The sequence below is a fragment of the Bacteroidota bacterium genome (assembly GCA_016721765.1).
Classification (GTDB): domain Bacteria; phylum Bacteroidota; class Bacteroidia; order UBA4408; family UBA4408; genus UBA4408.
The window spans coordinates 933,694-958,097 of sequence record JADKHO010000001.1 but is presented as its reverse complement, the minus strand read 5'-3'; the positions used below and the strand labels follow the sequence as shown (position 1 = coordinate 958,097).

Below are 24,404 nucleotides of genomic sequence, written 5' to 3'. Positions count from 1 at the left end.
ACTAAAAATAACGAACGCTCTTGGAGTTTACAGTATACTTAAACAAATAGCGCAACATAATTTCATGGCTTCCGCTCGAATAATTTTTTAATTGACTGGTTGTAAAATCATACGCATATCCTAAATTAAACTGTTCGTTTATCTTTAAATCAAGAAAAGCATATACTGCATCGTTTGAACGATAACCAAACCCAACTCCAATTATTTTGTTCAGGTAAAAAGTACTTGTTACATCCCATTGCAGGGGAGAATTTTGTATGTATTTGATAAGTGCCGAGGGTTTTATTACTACGTCGTTTTTTAGGCGGAGCACAAAACCCGAATATAAATTAAAGGCAGATGAAGAGAAAGTGGTTTTTGAATCAATTTTATAAAGTGTTGGAAAGGCGATTCCTGCATAACCATTCTTGCCTGTAAAATAAACCCCAGCACCAAACTTAGGTATGGTTTTAGTTTCTGTTCTTGCAATAAAATTCGGGTCATTTTGGTCGGTTGTTTTAACCAGGCCCCAATCGTTTTTGGCGAAATCAGCCCCTGCTTGAAGCCCAAATGATAGGGTGTTTTTTTTCCATTTTATTCGATAAGCATAACAGAGGTTAGCATCGGTGATTGCTGTAATTCCAAATTTTTCATTGGAAATAATGAGGCCTAAGTTCACTTTTTTGTTTTTTAATGGACTGTGCAACCCGAGGCTAAAATTTTTTGGAGCACCGGTAAATCCAGTCCACTGGTTTCGATAGGATGCGGCAATACTTAGTGCGTCCTGACTACCTGCATAGGCTGGGTTAATGAGCAAACCGGAATAAATATATTGGCTGTAAAAAGTCTGATGCTGTGCAAACGTGCACTTGGCCATAATCAGCAATATCAATACGATTCCCTTTTTCATTTTTTAATTATTAAGTAACCCTTGTACTCAATGTTTGATGTGATTTGAAGAATGTAATAGTAAGTATCATCAAGTAATGCTTGCCCCGACTTATTTTCACCTTTAAACTCGTTTTGATAATTGTCGCTTTGATATTCTATAATTCCCCAACTGTTGTATAGCGTAAACTTAACACCGGAGTAAAATTCGAGTCCCGGAATTACAAAAGCATCGTTAAAACCATCGTTGTTAGGAGAAATCGCATTTGGAATTTGCAAATCTTCATAGTTAATGGTAACGTCATCAGAACTAGAAGGACATACCCCGTTTGTAACCGTCCATTGCAAAACACTAGCACCCGGAGATAAATTTGAAACAGAGGTATTGGGGGCAATTAAATCGGCAAAGGATGCTGTGCCCTGAACAACAGACCAAGCGCCCAAACCGATTGAAGGACTTGAGGCTTCTAAAAAAGAGCTAGGGCCAGGAACATTTTTATCTTCCCCTGCATAAGCAGGGCTCGGCAATTCATCCACTTTAATAACAACAGTGGATGCGCTGACGCACAAACCATTCTTTATGGTCCATTTAAATACCGATGAACCAACGCTCAACCCGCCAATAATTGGTGATACGCTGTTGGTGTCACTAATACTTCCGGTGCCACTAAGCAGCGACCATACCCCATTGCCTATAATGGGAGTGTTTGCATTTAAAGTTATGGTGGTTGTGTTTTCGCAAATGTTTTGGTTGCTTCCCGCAGATGAATTACTCGGCGACTCATTTAACACGATGAGCACTGTATCTCTTGATGCAGGACAAATGCCATTTGTAACCACCCACTCAAAACTCGATAATCCGGCAACAAGCCCGCTCACAAGGCTATTAGAATCGTTAGGTTGTAAGATTGTTCCTGTACCCAAAATAGGCAGCCATGTGGCGCTTCCGGTTATTATTGCATTTCCCTGCAGGCGAATTTGATTTGTTGTGTCGCAGAAGGTTAGATCCGGTCCGGCATGGGCAACGCTTGGAGCTTGGTCAATACTAATAATTACAGTATCCGTACTTGTAGGACAAACGCCGTTAATAGTTGTCCAAATAAAACTATTTTGTCCTATAGTCAGCCCAGTAGCGTTGCTGTTGGGCTGAGAAGGGTTAGCAATACCAACACCAGGAGTTGGGCTTGACCAGCTTCCGGTTCCAAACGAAACGGCACTTGCATTTAAACTTATAGAATTGCTTTCACAAAGAGTTTGATTGTTTCCAGCAAATGCAATTGGAGATAATGAATCAATCAAAACGAAACAGGTGTCTTGTGAAACAGGACAAGCACCATTCGAAATTTTCCATATATAAGCATTGGTTCCCAAGGAGAAGGTTACTGTACTTAATGGTGAATTTGGGTTTAATACCGATCCATTTCCTTGCCCAACAAACCATTGGCCTGTACCAATTGTTGGGGTGTTTGCTGAAATTGAGATTCCTGCTGCGCTTTCACAATACGTTTGATCTGATCCAGTTGCAGCAATATCAGGCAATTCATCCACTTGTATTTCTACAGTATCTTTTGTGTCGCCACACAATCCGTTTGAGATGGTCCATATAAAAGAATTAATTCCCGTGGAAAGATTGTTTACAAGGGTGCTGGGCTGTCCACCAGATACAATAATTCCTGTACCCGCCACAACCGACCATTGTCCTGAACCGTTTACCGGGATATTCGCAGAGAGATTTGCAGATGGATTGCTAATGCAAATTTGTTGGTTTATCCCTGCATTTGAAGCGGAGGGAGGGGCACTAACATTAATGGAAACGGTATCGGCCGAGGCGACACACACCCCATTTGCAATTGTCCATACAAATGTATTGGCTCCCATCGATAAGCCGCTTACATTGCTTACCGGAGCATTTGGGTTTGCTATCACACCACCTCCGGATAATTTTGACCATTGTCCAAACCCGATTAGCGCGTTATTTGCGTTTAGTACATAAAATGTATCACAGCTGCTTTGATCATTGCCTGCCAGTGCTTGGGTAGGTAATTGGTCGACCTCAATTTTGGTGGTATCAGAAGAGGATGGGCACACACCATTGTTAACCGTCCAAACAAAAGAGCTCAAGCCGGCCGCCAGGTTACTAACAGATGAGTTAGTGGCGGTAATGATATCAATAACAGCACTGCTTGTGGTTGACCAAACGCCATTTCCAGTGAGCGGCGAACTTGCATTTAAATTAACAGTTGTCAAATTGTTGTTGCAAAATGTTTGATCGCTTCCTGCATTTGCCGGGCTAGGCAGAGCATCCACAGCTATTTCGACGGTGTCAGAAGTAGCCGCACAAGCACCATTTGAAATGGACCAGATATACGAATTAATCCCGCTTGTGAAACCGGTAACGTTGCTTGATTCAGAGCTACTATTAGAGAAAGTTCCTGGCCCAGACCACAATCCAACTCCAACGGTTGGGGCATTTGCACTTAGATTTACTTGTGTTGTGCTTTCACAAATGTTTTGATTTATTCCTGCATTTGCCGTTGTCGGCAGCTCATCTACGGTGATTTTTACAATGTCTGAAGAAGTACAAATTCCATTCTTTATTACCCAAGCAAGAAGATTTACTCCTGCACCAAGTGCTTTAACACTGGTGTTAGCGTTTGTAGTGTCCGATATTGTTCCACTTCCCGAAACCAACCTCCAGCTTCCTGTTCCATTAAGGGCAATATTTGCTGCGAGATTTACAGAATCAACAGAAACACAAACCGTTTGATCCGGGCCTGCATCAGCGATAGTTGCGTTTTGACTTACAGTGACGTTAACAGTGTCCACAGAACTTGGACAAATACCATTTGAAACAGTCCAAATAAATGAATTAACCCCTATCGACATGGCGAGCACAGCAGTTGTGTCTGAATTCGGGTTTAAAATGTTTCCGGTAGCACCGGCAGCAAGCGTCCAAACCCCCACACCGATTAACGCTGTATCTGCTTTTAAGCGGGTAAATGGAGTACATATTGCTTTATCTGAGCCAGCATTTGCTGTTGTTGGGGGTGCGTCAACTGTTACCACCAAGGTATCTTTTGTAAAACAAGCGCCGTTTGAAATGGTCCATATTAAAATTTCCACACCAGCACTGATGCCATTCAGGCTTGTGGAATTTGACGTGGTATCGGCTATTGTTCCGGTACCGGAAAGGAGCTTCCAGTTACCTGTGCCAATTAATGGGGTGTTTGCCAATAAATTAACAACTCCAGAATTCTCACATACTTGCTGGTCTAAACCGGCGTTGGCTGCATCCGGCATACTATGAACAATAACACTTATGGTGTCGGAGCTAGCGGGGCAATTGCCATTAGAGATTGTCCAAACAAGTTGATTCTGGCCAGGGGAGAGGCCGCCAACCGAACTGTTTTCAGAAGTAATATCAAAGAAAATGGCAGTTCCTGAAATAACCGACCAGTTTCCGGTTCCTGAAACAGGGCTATTTGCTGCTAAAATTAAAGAGGGCACATTTTCGCAAATGGCCTGATCTGCACCGGCATTAGAAGGCGAGGCTAAAGCAGCTACCAACACAGCGGTAGTATCCATTGTGTTTGGGCACGTTCCATTTGATATTGTCCATACAAACAAATTACTGCCAATTAACAGAGCTGTTGCTGAGGTTGATGATGCAAGGGTGTCACTAATTTGAACAGCAGCGTTTAAGCTGCTCCAATATCCTGCACCGCTTACCGGGGCATTTGCTGTAAGATTAACACTAGCAGTGCTTTCGCAGATTTGTTGATCCGTTCCGGCACTTGCGGCACTTGGTAAGGCATCAACCTGCACACTCATGGTGTCTACAGAACTTCCACAGTTAACACTTGAGATGGTCCATGCGTAGGTGTTTAGGCCAAGAGAAAGTCCTGTTAGTAGTGCATTTTCAGTTGAATTGTTCGAAAAACTTCCGGACCCGCTAAGTACCGACCAGTTGCCAATTCCATTAAATGGGCTGTTGGCAGCAAGTTGAACGCTAACAGCACTTTCGCAGATTTGCTGATTTACACCGGCATTGGCAAGGTTTGCAAGTTGGTTAAAAGTGATGCTCATTGTATCTCTGCTAATCCCGCAAACAGTGCTGATAGACCATTCTAAAGTATAGGTGTTTCCGGAAATTCCACTAAAGGTTGCTGTGGGCGAATTTGATGAAACACTGCCACCACTGCCACTTACTATATTCCAAGCCCCCAAACCGGATCCCGGTGCATTTGCATTTAGGATTAAGCTGCTGATGCCACAGGTGGATGCATCGTTACGATCAACTCCTGCATTGGCCGTGCTTGGAGCTGAATTGAATCGAATCAGTACGTCATCAGCGCTTCCTGTGCAGCCCAGTGCGGTAATCGTCCAGCGCAATTCATAAGTGCTGTCAATCATACCGCTGAAGCTGGAGCTAGGAGAAAATACATCAGAAAAGCTACCTCCATTGCCACTAACAATCGACCACGAACCAAGAGCCTGATTATTGGTATCGGCTGCAAGGCTTGTGGTGTTCGTTCCACACAAATTAAGCTGGTCGGCTCCGGCATTAGCAGTAACCGGAATGGATGTAACAGTGATGAATACAGTATCAAAGCTATCCGCACAAGGAGGGTTTTGAATTCTCCATTCAAAGGCATTCACTCCCAAGCCCAAACCCGTTACGAGCGTAGATTCGGATTGTAAGTTTAGAATTGTACCTGAACCAGAAACAAGCGACCAGGTGCCAATACCATTGTTGCTTGCAACAGCAGAAAGTTGGATGCTGTTACCGCAAATTGTGCTATCAGGTCCGGCATTCGCTAAAGAGGTAGACGGTGTTACCGTAATGTTCACATCGGCACTGCTCGCCGCACAATTGCCATTTGAGATAGTCCATCTAAAAATAGAAGTTCCAACTGCAAGACCATTAATTTGGCTTATTTCCGAACTTGGATTTGCAATTATTCCATTCCCGGAAACCAAGGTCCATAAACCCGTTCCAATTAAAGGCACATTGGCAGCCAATTGCGATGTGTTTGCACAAATCAATTGATTGGGCCCTGCGTCTGCAATAGTTGGATGGTCGGTAACGGTTATATTTATTGTGTCAGACGAGACAGCACATGTGCCATTGTTAATTGCCCACACAAATGAATTAATACCGCTTGTTAAGCCGCTAACCGAAGTGAGCGGAGAAAGGTTGTTTGCGATGCTCGCTCCACCGCTTAGCCTAGACCAACTGCCGGAGCCAACTAAAGGAGTATTAGCGCTAAGCTGAAAAACGCCGGAGCAAATTATACTGTCACTTCCTGCTAATGCAGGAGTTGGTAACCCGTCAATTGAAACAATAACAGTATCAAAACTGCTTGGACACACGCCATTGCTAATACTCCATTCAAACACATTTTGTCCTAAGCTAAGCCCTGTTACCAATGTATTTGCTTGGCTGCTTGTAGCAATAGTTGCGTTTCCGGAAATTAGGGTCCATTGACCCAATCCGCTTAAGGGGTTAGTTCCGGATAGGTTTAAAAAATTAGATGATTCGCACAGTGTTTGATCGGTTCCGGCATTTGCCGTAGAGGGAACAGCATCAACAATCAGAAACACAGTATCAGAAGTGGAGCCACAAGCATTCGAGATAGTCCATAAATAGGAGTTGTTGCCTGTGGTGAAGCCAGTAACAGGGGTGTTAAAGGATGTGCTATTGCTAAAGCTGCCATTGCCGCTAAGAACTGACCAAAGCCCGGTGCCGTTTAATGGAGGGTTAGCATTTAAGGTAATTCCTATTGCATTTTCACAAATTGTTTGATTTAAGCCGGCATTTGCGGTCACCGGTAAACTCTTGAATTGAATTGTTACCTCATCAAAACTATCTGAGCAACCCACGCTACTAATTGTCCATCTTAAAACATAGGAAGAATCCGGTAATCCGGTAAATAATGAGTTAGAGGAAGTTGGTGTTTGAATTGACCCACCTGTTCCACTCACAATTGTCCACAATCCATTCGTTCCGATTGCAGCCGGGATAGCGGCCAAATTCGTAGCAGAGGTTCCGCAGAGGCTTAATTGATCTGGCCCTGCATCTGCAATTGCAGGAATGGTGTTGACAGTGATTGTAACATCATCCGTCTTATCCGCACAAGGCGGGTTGCTTATTGTCCACCTAAATACATTTTGCCCAATACTTAGGCCACTAACAAGCGTGTTTTCATTTGTTGGATTGGCAAAGCTTCCGCTCCCACTAATAACCGACCAATTTCCATTTCCAACAGTAGGACTATTTGCCGCAAGTGTTGTGGAATTGCCGCAAATGGTTTGGTCAATACCGGCAGAGGAATTGCTAGGGTCATCACTAACAAGGATTGTAACAGAAGATAAGGAAGGAGGACAAACACCATTAGAAACAGTCCATTGAAAAACACTTGAACCCGCTGTTAGCCCAGTAACAGGGGAATTAGTAGATAGGGGAAAAACAAGCGTTCCCGAACCGGAAATTTTTGACCAAACTCCGCTACCTACAATTGGAATATCAGCATTTAAGTTAGTTGTTCCGGCGCAAATCGTTTGGTTGCTTCCGGCTATTGCCGTACTTGGGTTTTCAGTCACAACAATACTAATATCGTCGTTGGAAAAGCTGCAGTTTGTGGTAGAAATGGTCCAACGGAAAACATTCAAGCCTACTGCTAATCCTGATACTGCTGTTGTTGGTGATAAGCTGTTGGCTATTTGTGCGGCTCCCGAAACAAGTGTCCAAATGCCTTGACCAGAAAGTGGAACATTTGCTGCTAAAGCTGCAGTTGAGGAACAAATTGTTTGATCAATTCCGGCATTGGCGAGGGTTGGATTAGTGTTAAATGAGATTTGGGTTTCATCAAAACTATCCAAACAGGGAGCATTGGTAATTGTCCAAACAAGTTGGTAGGTTTCGCCTGCAAGCCCCGAAAATGTTGCATTTGGGTCAGTTGCATCATTAAAGGAACCTCCAACACCTGAGTTTATTGTCCAAATTCCGGTTCCAACTGATGGTGAATTTGCTGCGAGCGCTGTGTTAGTAACATTACATAGAATTTGATCGAGTCCCGCACTTGCAATTGTTGGATTTGAAACAGCTTGTATGCTTACTTCAGAAAAACTGCTTCCGCAATTAGCCGTTGAAATAGTCCATCTAAGAACAGTTGCGCCGATTGCCAAGCCATTAACCGAACTAATTGGATCGGACGTATTGGACACATTGGCACTTCCACTAATTACAGACCAATTGCCACTACCACTAGTAGGAGGGTTTGCCGCCAATTGCGCAGAGGTTCCACAAACTGTTTGGTTTATACCCGCAAATGAAATACTAGGATTTTCGTTGAATGTTATGGAAACGTCATCAAAACTATCGATACACGGTGAGTTGCTGATAGTCCATCTTAATTGATATGCGGTTCCAAGAACACCGTTAAAAATTGCGTTCGGGTCATTTATGGCTGAAAAACCGCCTCCGGAACCACTTAGAATTGTCCAATTTCCCAACCCAATTAACGGTGTGTTTGCGGCTAAAACAATTGAAGAAACACCACAAAGCGAAACCTGATCAGGCCCGGCATTTGCATTTGTTGGTACACTATTGAAAACAATATCAACATCATCTGTGCTTGGTATGCAAGGAGGGTTGGCGATTGTCCAGCGCAAAGAATAGGAGGTTCCGTTGTTCCCATTGAATGTGGTGCTTGGGTTTTGAGGATCAGAAAAGGAACCGCCAAGGCCACTAACTATACTCCAACTTCCTATTCCTATTGTTGGAATAGATGCCGAAAGCGTTGTTGATGTAAGGTTACAAGTCGACACGCTGTTTTGATCGGGACCGGCATCTGCGATACTGGTTCCGGGAGGGAATGTAATGGTAACATCATCAGAAGAAGTGCAACCGTTAGCGATTCTAGTTAGCGTCCATCGCAATTGATATGAATTTCCTGAAACTCCGCTAAACAAGGAGGTGGGACTTGAGGCATTACTAAAGCTACCACCGGTACCAGATACAATTGTCCATAAACCACTGTGGTTCGCCGGAAGTATGGCGCTTAAAGAAGTGGACGAAGAACTGCAGTTTGTGGTTTGGTCAAGACCGGCATTTGCATTTGCTGCAAGTCGAGGGAATGTAATTTCAACCTGATCGTTATTGCTGTTACATGGTGCATTGCTTATTGTCCATTGAAGTGTATATGTAATCGCGGCTGTGTTTGTTGGTGTTCCAGTAAATACAGCTAATGGGTCCGTATTATTTGAGAAGGAGCCCCCAGCGCCAGCAAGAATTGACCAAGATCCAACACCACTAATTGGGTTGTTTGCAGTAAGAATAGTGGATATTTCATTGCAAGTCAAAGTAGCATCATTGCCGGCAAAAGCTGTAGATGGATTAAGATTTACTTTTATCGAAACGTCATCGGTACTTGTTCCACATGCTGTAGAAATGGTCCATCGTAAAATATAGGTAAGTCCTGGAGAGCCACTAAAAAACGAATTGTTTTGATTCACATTTGTAAATGAACCGCTCCCTCCCGACACTATTGACCAAGTGCCTGTTCCGCTAGTTGGGATATTCCCTGCAAGAGTTACACCGGTTAAGCCGCAAGTAGAAACTCCGGTTTGATCAGGCCCCGCATTGGCTGTTGTTGGATTATTGTTGAATGTGATCGTTACATCATCAGCACTGCTAGTGCACGGTGCATTTGCGATTGTCCATCTCAACACATAGGTGGTTCCAAGTGTTCCTGTAAATGTCGCGGCCGGATTGGTGTTTAAACTAAATGATCCTCCCACTCCACTTATAATAGTCCATGTTCCTGTTCCTACTGTTGGGGTGTTCGCTGCAAGTGTTGTGCTTGTAACTCCACAAAGATTGGTTTGGTCTGCTCCTGCGTTTGCTGTTGTTGGGTTATTGTTGAAGGAGATTGTTACATCATCGGTACTACTTGTACAAGGAGCATTGGCGATTGTCCATCTTAATACATAAGTGGTTCCAGGTGTTCCTGTAAAAGTGGCTGCAGGATTGGTGTTAAGTGAGAAACTTCCGCCCGCTCCTGATACAATTGACCAAGTTCCTGTTCCTACGGATGGTATGTTTGCAACAAGTCCGGTTGAAGTTACTCCACAAAGATTGGTTTGATCTGCTCCTGCATTAGCTGTTGTTGGATTATTGTTGAAGGTAATTGTTACATCATCTGAACTGCTAGTACAAGGTGCATTGGCTATTGTCCATCTCAATAAATAAGTGGTTCCAAGTGCTCCTGTGAAAGTGGCTGCCGGGTTGGTGTTGATTGAGAAGCTTCCACCTGCGCCAGATATGATTGACCAAGTTCCAGTTCCTGCGGATGGTGTGTTTGCAGCAAGTGCAGTTGAAGTTACTCCACAAAGATTGGTTTGATCTGCTCCTGCATCGGCAGCTGTTGGATTATTGTTGAATGTGATCGTTACATCATCGCTGCTGCTAGTACAAGGAGCATTGGCTATTGTCCATCTCAAGACATAGGTAGTTCCGAGTGTTCCTGTAAAGGCCGCTGCCGGATTGGTGTTTAAACTAAATGAACCTCCAACACCACTTATAATAGTCCAGGTTCCTGTTCCTTCGGTCGGTGTGTTGGCTGCAAGTGTTGTACTTGTTACACCGCAAAGACTGGTTTGGTCTGCTCCTGCATTAGCTGTAGTTGGATTATTGTTGAAGGTAATCGTTACATCATCAGTACTGCTAGTACAAGGTGCATTGGCTATTGTCCATCTTAATATATAAGTGGTTCCAAGTGTGCCCGTGAAAGTAGCTGCCGGGTTGGTGTTGATTGAGAAGCTTCCGCCTGCGCCAGATATGATTGACCAAGTTCCAGTTCCTACGGATGGTGTGTTTGCAGCAAGTGCGGTAGAAGTTACTCCACAAAGATTGGTTTGATCTGATCCTGCATTAGCTGTTGTTGGATTATTGTTGAAGGTAATCGTTACATCATCAGTACTGCTAGTACAAGGAGCATTGGCAAATGTCCATCTTAATACATAAGTGGTTCCAAGTGTGCCCGTGAAAGTAGCTACCGGATTAGTGTTGATTGAGAAGCTTCCGCCTGCGCCAGATATGATTGACCAAGTTCCAGTTCCTACGGATGGTGTGTTTGCAGCAAGTACGGTAGAAGTTACTCCACAAAGATTGGTTTGATCTGATCCTGCATTGGCAGTTGTTGGATTATTGTTGAAGGTAATTGTTACATCATCTGAACTGCTAGTACAAGGTGCATTGGCTATTGTCCATCTTAATATATAAGTGGTTCCAAGTGTGCCTGTGAAAGTAGCTACAGGATTGGTGTTGATTGAGAAGCTTCCTCCTGCTCCACTAATGATTGACCAAGTTCCAGTTCCTACGGATGGTGTGTTTGCTGCAAGTGCGGTAGAAGTTACTCCACAAAGATTGGTTTGATCTGCTCCTGCATTGGCAGTTGTTGGATTATTGTTGAAGGTAATTGTTACATCATCTGAACTGCTAGTACAAGGTGCATTCGCAATTGTCCATCTCAATAAATAAGTGGTTCCAAGTGTGCCCGTGAAAGTAGCTACCGGATTAGTGTTGATTGAGAAGCTTCCGCCTGCGCCAGATATGATTGACCAAGTTCCAGTTCCTACGGATGGTGTGTTTGCAGCAAGTACGGTAGAAGTTACTCCACAAAGATTGGTTTGATCTGATCCTGCATTGGCAGTTGTTGGATTATTGTTGAAGGTAATTGTTACATCATCTGAACTGCTAGTACAAGGTGCATTGGCTATTGTCCATCTTAATACATAAGTGGTTCCAAGTATGCCTGTGAAAGTAGCTACCGGATTGGTGTTGATTGAGAAGCTTCCGCCTGCGCCAGATATGATTGACCAAGTTCCAGTTCCTACGGATGGTGTGTTTGCAGCAAGTGCGGTAGAAGTTACTCCACAAAGATTGGTTTGATCTGCTCCTGCATTGGCAGTTGTTGGATTATTGTTGAAGGTAATTGTTACATCATCTGTACTACTTACACATGGTGCATTAGTAATTGTCCATCTCAAGACATAGGTAGTTCCGAGTGTTCCTGTAAAGGAGGAGCTTGGAATTGCCGGTGTTGCAACAACTCCTCCTGCACCCGACACAATGCTCCACCCCCCAGAACCAGCGGATGGTAAATTAGCCGCGAGAAAAGTTGAAGTTACACCACATAAATTTAATTGATCTGTACCAGCATTTGCAATTGTTGGATTATTATTGAAGGTAATCGTTACATCATCGCTGCTGCTGGTACATGGCGCATTGGCTATTGTCCATCTCAAGACATATGTAGTTCCGAGTGTTCCTGTAAAGGTCGCTGCCGGATTGGTGTTTAAGCTAAATGAACCTCCCACTCCACTTATAATAGTCCATGTTCCTGTTCCTACTGTTGGGGTGTTCGCTGCAAGTGTTGTGCTTGTAACTCCACAAAGATTGGTTTGGTCTGCTCCTGCGTTTGCTGTTGTTGGGTTATTGTTGAAGGAGATTGTTACATCATCGGTACTACTTGTACAAGGAGTATTGGCGATTGTCCATCTTAATACATAAGTGGTTCCTGGTGTTCCTGTAAAAGTGGCTGCAGGATTGGTGTTAAGTGAGAAACTTCCGCCCGCTCCTGATACAATTGACCAAGTTCCTGTTCCTACGGTTGGTGTGTTTGCAGCAAGTGCGGTTGAAGTTACTCCACAAAGATTGGTTTGATCTGATCCCGCAAAAGAAATACTAGGTGTGTTAATAGCTGTAATTGAAACATCGGATGATGAAAAAGTACAAGGAGAAGTAGAAATAGTCCATCTAAAGACTGCTGTACCAATGCTTAAACCGGTTATTTGAGTAGTGGGAGATGTTGGTGAAACAATGATTCCGTTGCCAGAAACAAGAGTCCATAATCCACTTCCCGAAGTTGGATTATTGGCCACCATACTTGTTGTGGTTGCACAAATTGTTTGATTCGGGCCGGCATCTGAGACACTGGGCACAGGAGGTGTTACAGTTACATTAAAGCTGCAAGTGGTGATGTTTCCAACGGCATCTTTTATGCTATAGGTTAAAAGACTTGTTCCCTGATTAAAAGTTGTACCACTTGCATCATTAATCCCAGTTGAAGTTGTTGCTCCACTAATTGTAAAAGTGATTGTGCTACCAGGACAATTATCTGATGCGCCTTGCGGAGCAATTCCAAAAACAGTGGCTGTGCAAACGCCCACATCATTTGGAACATTAACATTTCCCAGACATGTGATTTGTGGTTGTTCTGAATCAACTACAGTTACATTAAAGCTGCAAGTCGCAGAATTTCCGGATGCATCCAAAGCAAAATAACTAATTGGGGTTACACCCACAGGAAACACGGATCCACTTGGTGGGCCGGATATTTGCGACATGGTTGCACCACTGCAATTATCATTAATGGTCGGTGCAACCCATGCGACAACAGCATTACACTGACCGGGATCGTTATTTACTGAAACATTTGTTGGACAGTTTAAAAAAGCAGGGCTGGTATTATCTTCGACGGTTACCGTAAAGGTACACAAGGTGCTTAGGCCTGCAGCATCAATTGCCTTGTAACTGATGCTAGTGGTTCCTACCGGGAAAGCAGAACCACTTGCTAATCCGTCAACCTGACTTATACTTACGCCACCGCAATTATCAGAAGCATTCGGGCTGGTCCAAGTGGCCACAGCTGTGCAAAATCCAGGGTCACTTGGGATTGTTATGTTGTTTGGACAGTTTGAAATAACAGGCGATTCAATATCTAAAACTGTTATTGTAAAGATGCAGGTTGTTGAGTTTCCTGCAGCATCAGTGGCAACATACTTAATACTGTATATTCCAACCGGAAAACTTGACCCGCTTGGCAATCCACTTGCTTGTGTCACCACAACACCGGGGCAATTATCAACAGCTACAGGGTTGGGCCAAGTAACAATTGTTGAACACAGACCTGGACTTGCATTGACAGTCATATCTGCAGGACAAAAAGAAAAAGTGGGAGCTGTATTATCTGTAATTGTAATATTAAAATTACAGGCCGCGCTTCCTCCCGAAGCATCGGTAATGGTGTATCTTACCTGACTAGTGCCAACATTAAAAAGGGGTACCGCTGGCATCATTAATACCACTTGTATTGGTGGATCCTGTAATAAGATGAGTTATATTGAACCCGCCGCAGTTATCTGAAAAATTTAATGGAGTAATGCCGTTTACAATAGTGCCGCAAGTCCCCGGATCGCTAGGAAACGATAAGTTTCCGGAACAACTAATTTTAGGCAATTCATTGTCGATAACAATTACATCAAAACCACAACTCTCGGAATTGCCGTTGCCGTCGGTAACAATATATTTAATAGCGTTATTACCAACAGGAAAGGCTGACCCACTTGCCAATCCTGCGGTTTGCACAATGCTTGCTCCAGGGCAATTGTCGCTAAAAGTTGGCACCGCCCATGTTGCAAAACCGGAGCACAATCCAAGCGAGTTATTTACAACAATATTTGCCGGGCAAATAAGCGTTGGTTTTACCGTATCGGTGTATAATACAACAGTATCAAGTGACGCACTGCATGAGCCATTTCCAACCTTCCAAATAAAAGCATTTGGTCCATTATCCAAACCGGTTACAGTGGTCGCGGCAACACTAGGATTGGCTATAGACCCTGCACCACTCAGTAAAGACCAACTTCCAAATGCCGAGACAGGAATAGGAGTTGCACTTAAATTAGAAGCATTTCCACAAACTAATTGATCTGGACCTGCATTTACAGTAACTGGAGTTGGAGCAGTACAATCAAACTCTATAACAAAAAGTTGAGGGTTGTTTTTTTGATCATCCCATGAACCCAAAAGGCCAAATAAAGCATAATCAGAATTGCCTGAATTATCGGGTTGTAAAAGCGCCCAATTGCTATATGAAAAAGGCTCACCCGACGACCAAACAAAAGTCCCTTCGGTAATGCTGTCGTTAAGCCCTGTCCAGACATTGTTCAGTAAAGAAGTAAGCGTTAAAAAAGTGTTTTCTCCCAAACTAGTTATCGATACCAGATGACCGCCTCTGCTTCTCGCAATACTATCAGCATTTTGCCAATTTTCCTTTTGTGTTGAAACATAATACGTGTGAGAGTTAAAAGTACCTAAGGATGTAAAATCGCTCATATCGATGCTGCAAAAGCAAAAGCTCAATGGGCTTACAGAAGCTGTTGGCGAATAGCTAATAAATGAGGAGGCGGCTTTATAGTTGTTATATTCAGCTTGAATCCATTCGGGTGTACGAATACTGTTAGAAATTCTAACTTCATCAAAAACGGCATCAATTGTTCGCCCCGGATCCTGAAGGTTTTTGCCAATTAGGAAGGAATTGGAGGCACCACCGGAAGGTAAATTCGAAAAAGAAACGGCAGCGCCCAATTGGAGTCCATCAAAATAAAACCTTACCTGTTTTGCTGTTACATCTCGCACAACGGTTATATTATGCCAACCAACTGTAGTGTTGGTTATTGGAGCTGTGGAGCTGACTTGCTCATCGGAGTTGTTGCTATATTGCCATTTAAAAATAAGTGTTCCTGCGCTACCTCCTGAACCTGAAATACTTAAGCAATAGTTGATATTTGTAGCAGCAGCGCCGTTATTGGTTGAACTGCTTGAGAGCACAATATTTTCATTACTTCCTGAGATTAAAGAATTAGGAAGCATCCAAGCTTCCAAGGTAAAATCTCCGGTAATTTGCAATCCGGCGGTGGCTGCTCGACTAAGGTAATTTCCAGAACCTATTCTTTGTCCATCAGCTGCTAAGCCGGGTGAGTAATTGGTTGTTCCGGTATTGGTAAGATTTGAAGCATTAATTGTGCCATCTGCAACATCTGCATGAAGGTGATAAACGCCCTTGTAGTTAGCATCCCAAGTGCTTTTGCTACCTAGGTTTATTGTATTGTTTGCATTTCCAAAAAACAGGTAAAAATCAGTATTAACCGTGGCACTAATCGTTGGAATTTTTACCCAAGCAACAAGTGTTCCTGTTACTGCATCATAGCTTTCCATTTGAAATGGAATAAGCGTATTCATGTCGCTGGCGGTGTAAACAATATCGTAACCATTATTGCTTTGAACCCTTCCACCATTCGCGACCGATTTTAAATCAGCATCTGTTATGCGAACGAGGACAGGAAATCCGGATAAGCTATTGTTGTTAACAGTTATCTGACTTTCTTGAACGCTAAGCTTTTTATAAAATGAATAACCTGATGGCGCTGTGAATCCAGCTAATGAAGAAAAAAGAAAAGCAACAAAAAGCAGTAACCTCATAAAGCAAATCTACAAAACATAAATCGCGATGGTGGGGCATTTGGTCGAAAATCTTAACAGTAGATTCTTAATAACTACGTGCTTAAATCCATCCCTTTATTTTGTAGTAGGTTATGGCACAATACTCGCGGGCAACAAGTAGTTCGTAATTAAGATAACTCCATATATTGTAGCGCAAGTAGAGGTTTTTTATACGGGTATCAGAAGTTTTGAGCTTGTCTTTAATTCCGTTTTCTTCCACCGGTGTATCAAAAGCAGGGGCGGCGCCAACACTAGTAAATCCTGTTTTTTGAAATGTTCTTACGGCTCTAAATAAATGTTCAGGAGAACTCACAATCAGCAAGGCACTATTCTTTTTTTCTGCTCCTAACATGGTTAAAATGTTCTCGGCTTGAGAATGTGTATTGAACCCCATTGGTTCAAATAAAATTCGAAGCGAGTCAACTCCACGTATAATGAGCTCGTGTGCCATTAAGTGCAACTGCATCAAACTATCACCTGAAGTATAAGGATGAGCAAGAATGACTTTTGCTTGTTTATATTGAAGTGCATTCTGTGCGGCATAGTATGTTCTCATTAGCCCATCCGGACTCGGCATTCCGCTTCCTCCTAATACAACAATATACTCCGGGTCGCTGCTGAGTACTTGCTCTTCCATACTTAAGTTTCGAAAGGCGTAATAGGGGATATCAGTAAAACTAAGGATAATTGAAACAAAAGCTACAACGCCAAACGAAATAAAGCACCACTTGAGAACTGCTATACCACGCTGAAATATGTTATTTTTAAACTCAACCATGTTGCTTGGATTAGGGTTGAAAGCGTTTTAGCATTTCTTTCACACGGCTTTCATCCACTTCGTTTTCCCAATAATTATTTTTTTTGAGAGAAGTTCCTAAGATTATAAAATCGGCATATTTCTTATACATTTCAATATTCGAACCCGAACCGGTAACTATGGGAATGCTAATCTCAGTAGTATTTCCGGAAATATGTTTTACATTTTCATGGAGGTTGGAGATTGAATTTTTTGCCTCTCTTAAATCGTGTTCAGCTATATCAGAACCGGTTTCTGCACCAGTGAGCACAAGGCCTTCTATTTTCATAAAAAGAGCTGTATTCAGCCAGGTTTTTAAGCCGGTTAATTCCTCCTTAAACACCGTGTGCTTTTTTTGTACATCACACCAAACTTGTGGAGTTCTTCTGTTTTCGGGCATTTCCACACCCTGTGCCGCTTGCAAATAATTCCGAAGGTAAAAAAACTTAGCTAAATTTCCTCGATTGCTCGTCTCGCCCTCTGGCCTCAAACCCTTAAATAATGAAGCTTCTGAGCGCACAAAAAAGGCATCGCATGCTATTGCAATGGGCAAGGCTTCCAGTTCGCCACTGGATAAGACCTGAATACCCATTTTTAGTTCAGGATAATTTTTTCGAATGGCTTGAGCTACGGTGTGAAGTATTAATAAATCCTCTAATGGGATTTCGTTTCCAATAAAATAGGGTGCGCCAACATTTTCAATCTCAACGTAGTTTATTCCGTTTTTGTGATAGATTTCTACTTCATCAAGTGCGCGCTGAACCAAGGATTGCACAAATTGAAGAGAAGAGATTTTTTCTACCAACTCTGCGCTTTCCTTTTTCTTTAAAACAAAACTTGCATTGCGGCAATAGTTAAAAATGTTGTTCCCGGTTTCCTCAATAATATTTTGTGAAAGCTCCATCATTTTTTTTCGAATGGATGCTAGTAGTGTTAAATCAGCAGCTAAAAATGTAGGGGTTTTAAAAATGGAGTTATAGGCAGTATTGGTAAGTGCGTTGTTGCTGTGCACATGCACCATTGGGATTAATTGAGCTGTGCGAATCGTGGATTGGGAAACTTGCATTTTATGAAGTTCGGTTTTTGCAGAAAGTATAAGTTCGTTGCCCCGATTTGTATCGGCAAAAGAAATTAGTTAGTGTAACAAATTGTGTTTGCCTTTGCCATCCCTCCTCACACTTAGTCAAAATCAAAAACCAATAGCAGCGCAATTCATTTTGCAAACACGCTCCAAATTTTAAGCAAGCTTAAATTTGTTTCGTCTTTACAAAATGCGCAAAGCGGGTTTATGATTTATTCGTGACCCCGGAGGGATTAGCATTCGCTGCTCCCTCCTCACACTCAGTCAAAATCAAAAAGGAATTGCTTTGCAATTTATTTAGTGAACCTGCTCCAAAATTTAAGCAAGCTTAATTTTGAATCATGTCCACTAAATACGCTTTGCGCTTTTTGATTCATTCGTGACCCCGGAGGGATTCGAACCCCCAACCAACAGGGCCGAAACCTGTCATTCTATCCAATTGAACTACGGAGCCTTTTAAAGCGCAGCAAAATTAGAAAAATAGCCCAATGTAAAAAGAGAATAAATCAATCGCGCTGCTATAAGCGAATCCCAATTTTTTGGTAAATAAAGTGCATTAACCATGCTGGGCCAATAAGTAGAAATTGAATGTCTTTCAGAAATGAAGGTTTTTTGCCCTCTATTTTATGTCCATAAAACTGGCCAATCCAAGCGAACACAAAAATAAAAAGGCAAACTTGCAACAAAGAAATAGCAACATTTACCTCAATCCAATTACAGCAGTGTAAGCAAAACATTCCAAACAGCAACATTCCAATTGAAAGTCGCCACGAGAGCAATGCGTAATAAAAAAACACAAGCAACATAGCCACAAAGCCAACATTGAGCTGAATCGCATCATTTAATTGATAGGGGAGTTTGATGCTATATAAAAATCCGGTAACACTAAAAAAAATGAGTGGCACGCATATCCAGTGGATAAGTTTATTGGTTTTGTTTCTATGACTTTCGTCATACTCGCTGAGCCAGGTCCCGATTTGCTTCATATCTGTGCTTTTTTTGTGAAGGTAAAAAAAAATTAAAATGTGCGCTAAGTCACATTTTTTTTAATTCCCTGCAATTTATCTTTGTAAAAGTAAAAATGATTTATACAAGGGTGCTATTTAATACCCTTTTACGATAAAACCCTTTCGGAAGAAGGTGTCCTTTCATGGTGGTGGACATTGGGGTGCCGAAGGGGTTTTCCTTTTCCTTTTCCTTTTGTTGCTGCTTAAATAATTCCGTGTTTTGGATCAATGCTATTTTGTATTTTTATAGTGGTAATTTGATTTTTATCTTTGCTTAACATGGGATATATTAAAGGAAGATAAGTCAGAGTTATAAAATAGCCAATAAACCTTTTTACTTCAAGACAACAATTTTTCCACTCTCTCCTCCATAATGCCAATAATAAACCCCGTTGTCTATATCCTCAACCCCAATGTGTGTTATGGAGTTGAGGATTTTAATTTGCTTTTTTTCAATGCCAAATTTACTATAAAGCACAAAAGTGTTTGCTGGAATTAATGGTTTACTTAAATTAATTGTAAAATGCGATTTAGCCGGATTGGGATAAACCATCATACTCCCTCTTCCATCAACCTCCTCCACGCTTGCAGAAGAGTCAACCATAAGACTTACATCATCAATGTAGTAATATGCACCATTAAAATAGTTGTTGGGATTATTTATCACTCTTAAGGTATCCGTTAAACTATCCAATTGAAAATTGCCTAAGGTTAAAAAATGTTCACCTCCAGCGGCAATAAAAGAACCGCTTACTTTTGTCCAATTCATGGTGTCGCTTACAAAAGTTGTATTTTGAATCTGTGGCACTATACTGGAAATAACAAAAACGGTGCTGTCAAATAGGGAATCTGCAGTAAAGCAGGCATCTAACTGCTTGATAGCATATCGGCAATAGTCGGTGAGTGAGGCATAAAATTCCAATTTATATCGCTGTCCGGATACCAGCGGGTCAATTAACTTTACTTCGGCATATTCTCGATAATTAAGTCCGATAGATTCATAGTAACTAAATCCTATATAAGCATTGCCTGTTTTGGCATTTTGATAGCCAAAAGAACTATTGGGTGCATTTACAAAGCCAGAACCGCATGTATGAAAATACTCCGAACTACAGGCTTGATTTACTGAGGCAGTTGAGTTTTTCCTTGGTTGAAACCAGCTTGTGGCATGATAAAGTTGACCCGATCCAGAAGGGCAGATCGAATACGCTTCAAAACTTGGGTTAGGGACAAGGTTTTGAGCAATTAGATTATCATTATTATTAATAAACACTAATCCTAATAATATCAGTAGATTTTGTGGTTTTATCATTTACCAATTTTAATTAGTTTCTGTGAAAAAAGTACTTGATTTTCAAATAGCACACAAAAAGTATAATACCCGGAATTCAAGAATTCAACATTCGTATAGATCTCATTTTCCTTCTCGTTGAGGTTGGTTTTATATAGCTGATTTCCTAAAATATCTTTTATCACCAAGGTCGCCGGCTTTGCTAAAGTGTAGATAAATTTTAAATGGCCATTAGTAGGATTGGGGGCTAAAGAAAATTGCTCAACCGTGATATTGTTTGCTGCTTTTTCAAAAGCTGAAAAAGCACGCCTCTCATTGCTCTTCTCTACATTGCAATCTCTTTCAAAATTATACAACTCATGGCTCACAAAGCTTAACAAAGTGCGGGCAGAAACCACAGCGGGACCACCCTGATTTGGGCATTGAGCTGCAACGGGTATAAGTGCATCAATAAACATGGAAACTTTACTGCTATCATCCTGCAGGGTACTATCATTTAAAAATCGCAAATAGAGATCGAAAAATATTTTATAATTTTCTTCTATAGCATTAGATGGCACCATATTTTGTTGCAATACTTTTGCCATACTCATCATATTATGTTTTGTTAATTCCTGGATTTGATAAATATCATTTATAGTTTCATTCTTTAAACTGTCTTTAAACTCAGTGATGTTACTGTCATTACTATTACTTAAAAGGCTATCGCGCATAATTGCTTCATAGGCTTTTTGCTGGTCCATCCATTTGGCTTCGGCCTCTAAAACCTCATATTGATTAATGTTTTTTAAAATAGCTTCTAACTCATCAGTAGTAAGTGTGCCCGGTTCAATAAGCATTTCGGCAGGAAGCAGATTGTTATAATTACAAGAGACATCACAAACATCATTACTTGGCCAAAAATTTATTGCTGATGTGATTGGAGAATAAATTGCTAAAGAGGTTTTTCTTGCCCAGAATTTCGGGAATTGAGTATTAATATTAAAAGCGGGTAATGCAATACCTAATCCGCAATTTCCAATCCATCTATTATCACTTGCATGACTTAAAGTTCCTTGTTCGCCAATAACTGCATTGGTTTCAAGGCTTATACCTATTGAGGCCCCGCACATTGTATTATTACGAAAGCCGCCCGGGCTGCCAAGAATGCCCCCATACATCTCGCAAAACCCCATAAAACCAAAACATTTTCCAATGTAGGAAACTGTATTACAAGTTATTTTGCAATTCGTACTTGCATCCACAAAAATTCCATACATATTCCTGTTGGCGATTGATGAACTTGAAATATTATAATTCGATGCGATATTTGCAGCATGGCATTGTGTAAGCTTTATCCCGCTATAGATAATATTACTTTTAAATGGGTTATATTTTAGTTCAATTGCAATATTGTCTCTAATATTTATAGAATTGTTATCATAGTTGTTTTGCAATCCAATCGTAAATCCTTCAGCCAATATACCATTATCTACATTTGTAAGTGTATTGGCCATAACCTTAATATAGGAATTGCTGAACTTCATAGTATAAGGTAATGCTTTTAAGTCAATCGCTTTCGTGCAGGAAGTTAAAAAGAGAGGATTTGCTTTAATGATATTGTAGTTTATATCTGCATTTATTTCCGAACAACCAAGTTTATCCCAAAAAACACCTTCAGTATAGTTAGAAATTTGATTGAAACTGCAATTCAAATAAAGTTTCCAGGACATATATGCTTGATTCGTTCTAATAGAAATTCCAAATCTGCCATAATCAGCACCTGATATAGATGGATCTTTAGTATTTGTGAATATGTTTTTTTGTAAAATCGAATTTCGATAGCCAGAAATATCAATCCCCTCTCCTAAATCCTTAAATCGGTTAGACTCGTTGATTCCCATTCCGCCAATTTTAATATCTAGTAAAGTATTCATAGTAGCATTAATAGAATAAACACCTTTGCCTAAACTCGTAATGCTGCTTCGCATATTTTCAAAGAGGTTATTTTGTATCAGTAAATTGCATTTACTTGCATAGATACCTGCTCCAAGATTATCAAACACGTTCTCATGATCCTTCCCCAATAAGGGCTCTCCTATCTTTAAATTATAAGCGGGGGTTAGACCATTCGTATTAGTAGTGTAAACGTTAACGGCATGAATCCCATATTTGGTGTAAGAAGAGCTAGGAAGAGTCGACAAGTAATCAAAATCTCCAACAGGCGCTTTTAAAGAATTAACAGTTGTGCCATGTGGAATTACCCGGCTTGTAAAAATGGAATTAGAAATGTTGCACCCGTTATAATTTGGGGCAGCAGAGATATACATGTTTTCCGTATTCCTATTTAGAATTGTATTCTTAATTGAGTAGAACGAGCCACCTAGTACTTTTATTCCAATACCGGCACCTTCAATCAGTGTATTATTGTCCGTATAAATTTTCCCACCATTATTACAGATTACGCCAAGCCAAGTTCCCCCGCAACCTTGTAAATGAACATTATCAAGATGTAATTCTCCTGAAGGCCCCACAATATCAATTTTAGATCCCGGCTCAAAATAAATATGATAATTACTGAGGGTTACGTTGGAATTAACGGTAAGCGTAACACCTGTTTTTACTGCAATCTCTGAACCCAGAGGGCTTGAGAGTAATTGAGTTATGTTCTGTGTTAAAGGAATCTGGGGAGTTGTCATTGAAGGATTTATACAGCAAGGGCTGGGATTGGTAGTTCCAAAGAATAAATCATCTATTGCAAAGTCGCAAAGGCCCCAAGACCCTGAAGAGGCTTGAAGATTTGGGCTGGCGGCAATGCGGATATCAATAGTTGATGCCCCACCTATTGGGTGATGGTAATCGAAACAATATTCTGTCCAGTTATATTTATCCGGGTATATTGTTCCAATTAATGTTGAGCCATTTACGTAAATATTTACAGTTGAGTAATTGAACCAAGAGAGGTTTTGTTTATTCATGGTTCTCGCAAAGAATTTAAAAAAATAGGTTGTGCCAGGAACTACCGGAATTGCATTTTGCATCCAACAATTTTTCTCCCCCCATCCACTGTGAGGATCTACCATTAAAAAATACCCATTATGTGATGGAGCATTCAAGGGGGTGTGGTCTCCTATAAAGGTTCCAGCGGAAGTTGGTGAATTATTAAATGGCCATATTATATTATTGTGAATTGTATAGTGATCGCCCGAGAAGTTCCCATTGCACAAATGGGGAAGGCTTCCCGCCACCATTGTAGTTACATCTTTTTTATAAGTGCAGTTAAACCCAAATTGAGAGCTTTCAAAATCCGGATTCAATAATAAGTTAGGGGTTAAGCAGGTTGCAACGGAAGTACACAATATGTTGGAAATTGGTTGAAGGATTTGATACAATAGCTCTATCTTTGCATTAGCATTGGTTCCATATGTTTTAAAATTCACGAAATAATTACTGTTCAGTGTCAGGTGCTGAAAAGAAGTTGAGACGACCGAATCAGGAGCATTAGAAAATCCCTCAGTACTTAGCAAATGTAAGTTACTGCAGTTACCGTTATAAAGGTTCACTTCTTTCACCTTGAGTGAAGTGTTCGCGTCATAATTATTTAAGAAAAATATCAATGTGTCAATAGCTGTAAAGCTTATCCAAAAAGAGCTATCCGGATTACTAATTGCGCATATTGTTGTTTGCTGCAAACTAGGTGTTACAGGCAGTGGGTTGTTGCAGGATCCTCCCTGTGCAAAAATTCTGATAGTGAATAAATGAACCAAAAGTAAAGTAATAAAAACCTTTCTAAGGAATGAAATAATGCTTTTTGTTTTCATATGGAATGGTAAAAAACATAAATAGAAAAATAATCTCTAATGTCTGATAAAACACTTCAAAAAAAGAGGGATTTTCTTAAAAAGATTTCCCAAGTTAAATTATTTTGGTTTTTGCGGAATCAAAATAATTGACTAAAAGTAGCGATTTTTCCAATACTTTTATCTTGTCTTTGAGATAATGAAATAAGGTCCATTTATTCGAACTTACCCATT

At 41.1% G+C, this 24,404-nt stretch carries 8 protein-coding genes and 1 tRNA gene; all 9 read right to left on the bottom strand.

The window, feature by feature from the left end; all coding sequences use genetic code 11:
• Nucleotide 1: 1 nt before the first annotated feature.
• The 9 genes from IPP32_03500 to IPP32_03460 all read right to left on the bottom strand — a co-directional run bounded on the left by IPP32_03500 (nucleotide 2) and on the right by IPP32_03460 (nucleotide 24,191).
• Nucleotides 2–889, bottom strand: coding sequence for a type IX secretion system membrane protein PorP/SprF (locus tag IPP32_03500; GenBank protein MBL0047144.1), 888 nt, complete (start codon nucleotides 887–889; stop codon nucleotides 2–4).
• A complete protein-coding gene (locus IPP32_03495; protein MBL0047143.1) occupies nucleotides 886–14,010 on the bottom strand; it encodes an HYR domain-containing protein in 13,125 nt (4,374 codons plus the stop codon). The genes IPP32_03500 and IPP32_03495 overlap by 4 nt, the downstream gene beginning before the upstream one ends.
• Nucleotides 13,985–16,195, bottom strand: coding sequence for a DUF2341 domain-containing protein (locus IPP32_03490; protein MBL0047142.1), 2,211 nt, complete (start codon nucleotides 16,193–16,195; stop codon nucleotides 13,985–13,987). Before IPP32_03490 ends, IPP32_03495 begins: the two co-directional genes overlap by 26 nt.
• Before the next feature lie 82 nt (nucleotides 16,196–16,277).
• A complete protein-coding gene (locus IPP32_03485; GenBank protein MBL0047141.1) occupies nucleotides 16,278–16,994 on the bottom strand; it encodes a YdcF family protein in 717 nt (238 codons plus the stop codon).
• Nucleotides 16,995–17,004: 10 nt separating this feature from the next.
• Nucleotides 17,005–18,078 carry a hypothetical protein gene (locus tag IPP32_03480; GenBank protein ID MBL0047140.1) on the bottom strand — a complete coding sequence of 358 codons (1,074 nt, stop codon included), beginning with the start codon at nucleotides 18,076–18,078 and terminating at the stop codon, nucleotides 17,005–17,007.
• Between the two features lie 395 nt (nucleotides 18,079–18,473).
• Nucleotides 18,474–18,547: transfer RNA gene (locus tag IPP32_03475), tRNA-Arg, on the bottom strand.
• 64 nt (nucleotides 18,548–18,611) lie between these two features.
• On the bottom strand, nucleotides 18,612–19,079 hold the full coding sequence (locus IPP32_03470) for a DUF962 domain-containing protein (protein MBL0047139.1): 468 nt from the start codon (nucleotides 19,077–19,079) through the stop codon (nucleotides 18,612–18,614).
• 355 nt (nucleotides 19,080–19,434) lie between these two features.
• Complete coding sequence (locus IPP32_03465; protein MBL0047138.1) at nucleotides 19,435–20,412, bottom strand: hypothetical protein; 978 nt, start codon at nucleotides 20,410–20,412, stop codon at nucleotides 19,435–19,437.
• A complete protein-coding gene (locus IPP32_03460; protein ID MBL0047137.1) occupies nucleotides 20,409–24,191 on the bottom strand; it encodes a hypothetical protein in 3,783 nt (1,260 codons plus the stop codon). Before IPP32_03460 ends, IPP32_03465 begins: the two co-directional genes overlap by 4 nt.
• Nucleotides 24,192–24,404 lie beyond the last annotated feature (213 nt).

Excerpts from the sequence above, each read along its gene's own strand:
- IPP32_03465 (MBL0047138.1), bottom strand. The coding sequence starts at position 20,412 with ATGATAAAACCACAAAATCTACTGATATTATTAGGATTAGTGTTTATT.
- IPP32_03470 (MBL0047139.1), bottom strand. The coding sequence starts at position 19,079 with ATGAAGCAAATCGGGACCTGGCTCAGCGAGTATGACGAAAGTCATAGA.
- IPP32_03500 (MBL0047144.1), bottom strand. The coding sequence starts at position 889 with ATGAAAAAGGGAATCGTATTGATATTGCTGATTATGGCCAAGTGCACG.
- IPP32_03495 (MBL0047143.1), bottom strand. The coding sequence starts at position 14,010 with ATGATGCCAGCGGTACCCCTTTTTAATGTTGGCACTAGTCAGGTAAGA.
- IPP32_03480 (MBL0047140.1), bottom strand. The coding sequence starts at position 18,078 with ATGCAAGTTTCCCAATCCACGATTCGCACAGCTCAATTAATCCCAATG.
- IPP32_03485 (MBL0047141.1), bottom strand. The coding sequence starts at position 16,994 with ATGGTTGAGTTTAAAAATAACATATTTCAGCGTGGTATAGCAGTTCTC.
- IPP32_03490 (MBL0047142.1), bottom strand. The coding sequence starts at position 16,195 with ATGAGGTTACTGCTTTTTGTTGCTTTTCTTTTTTCTTCATTAGCTGGA.
- IPP32_03460 (MBL0047137.1), bottom strand. The coding sequence starts at position 24,191 with ATGAAAACAAAAAGCATTATTTCATTCCTTAGAAAGGTTTTTATTACT.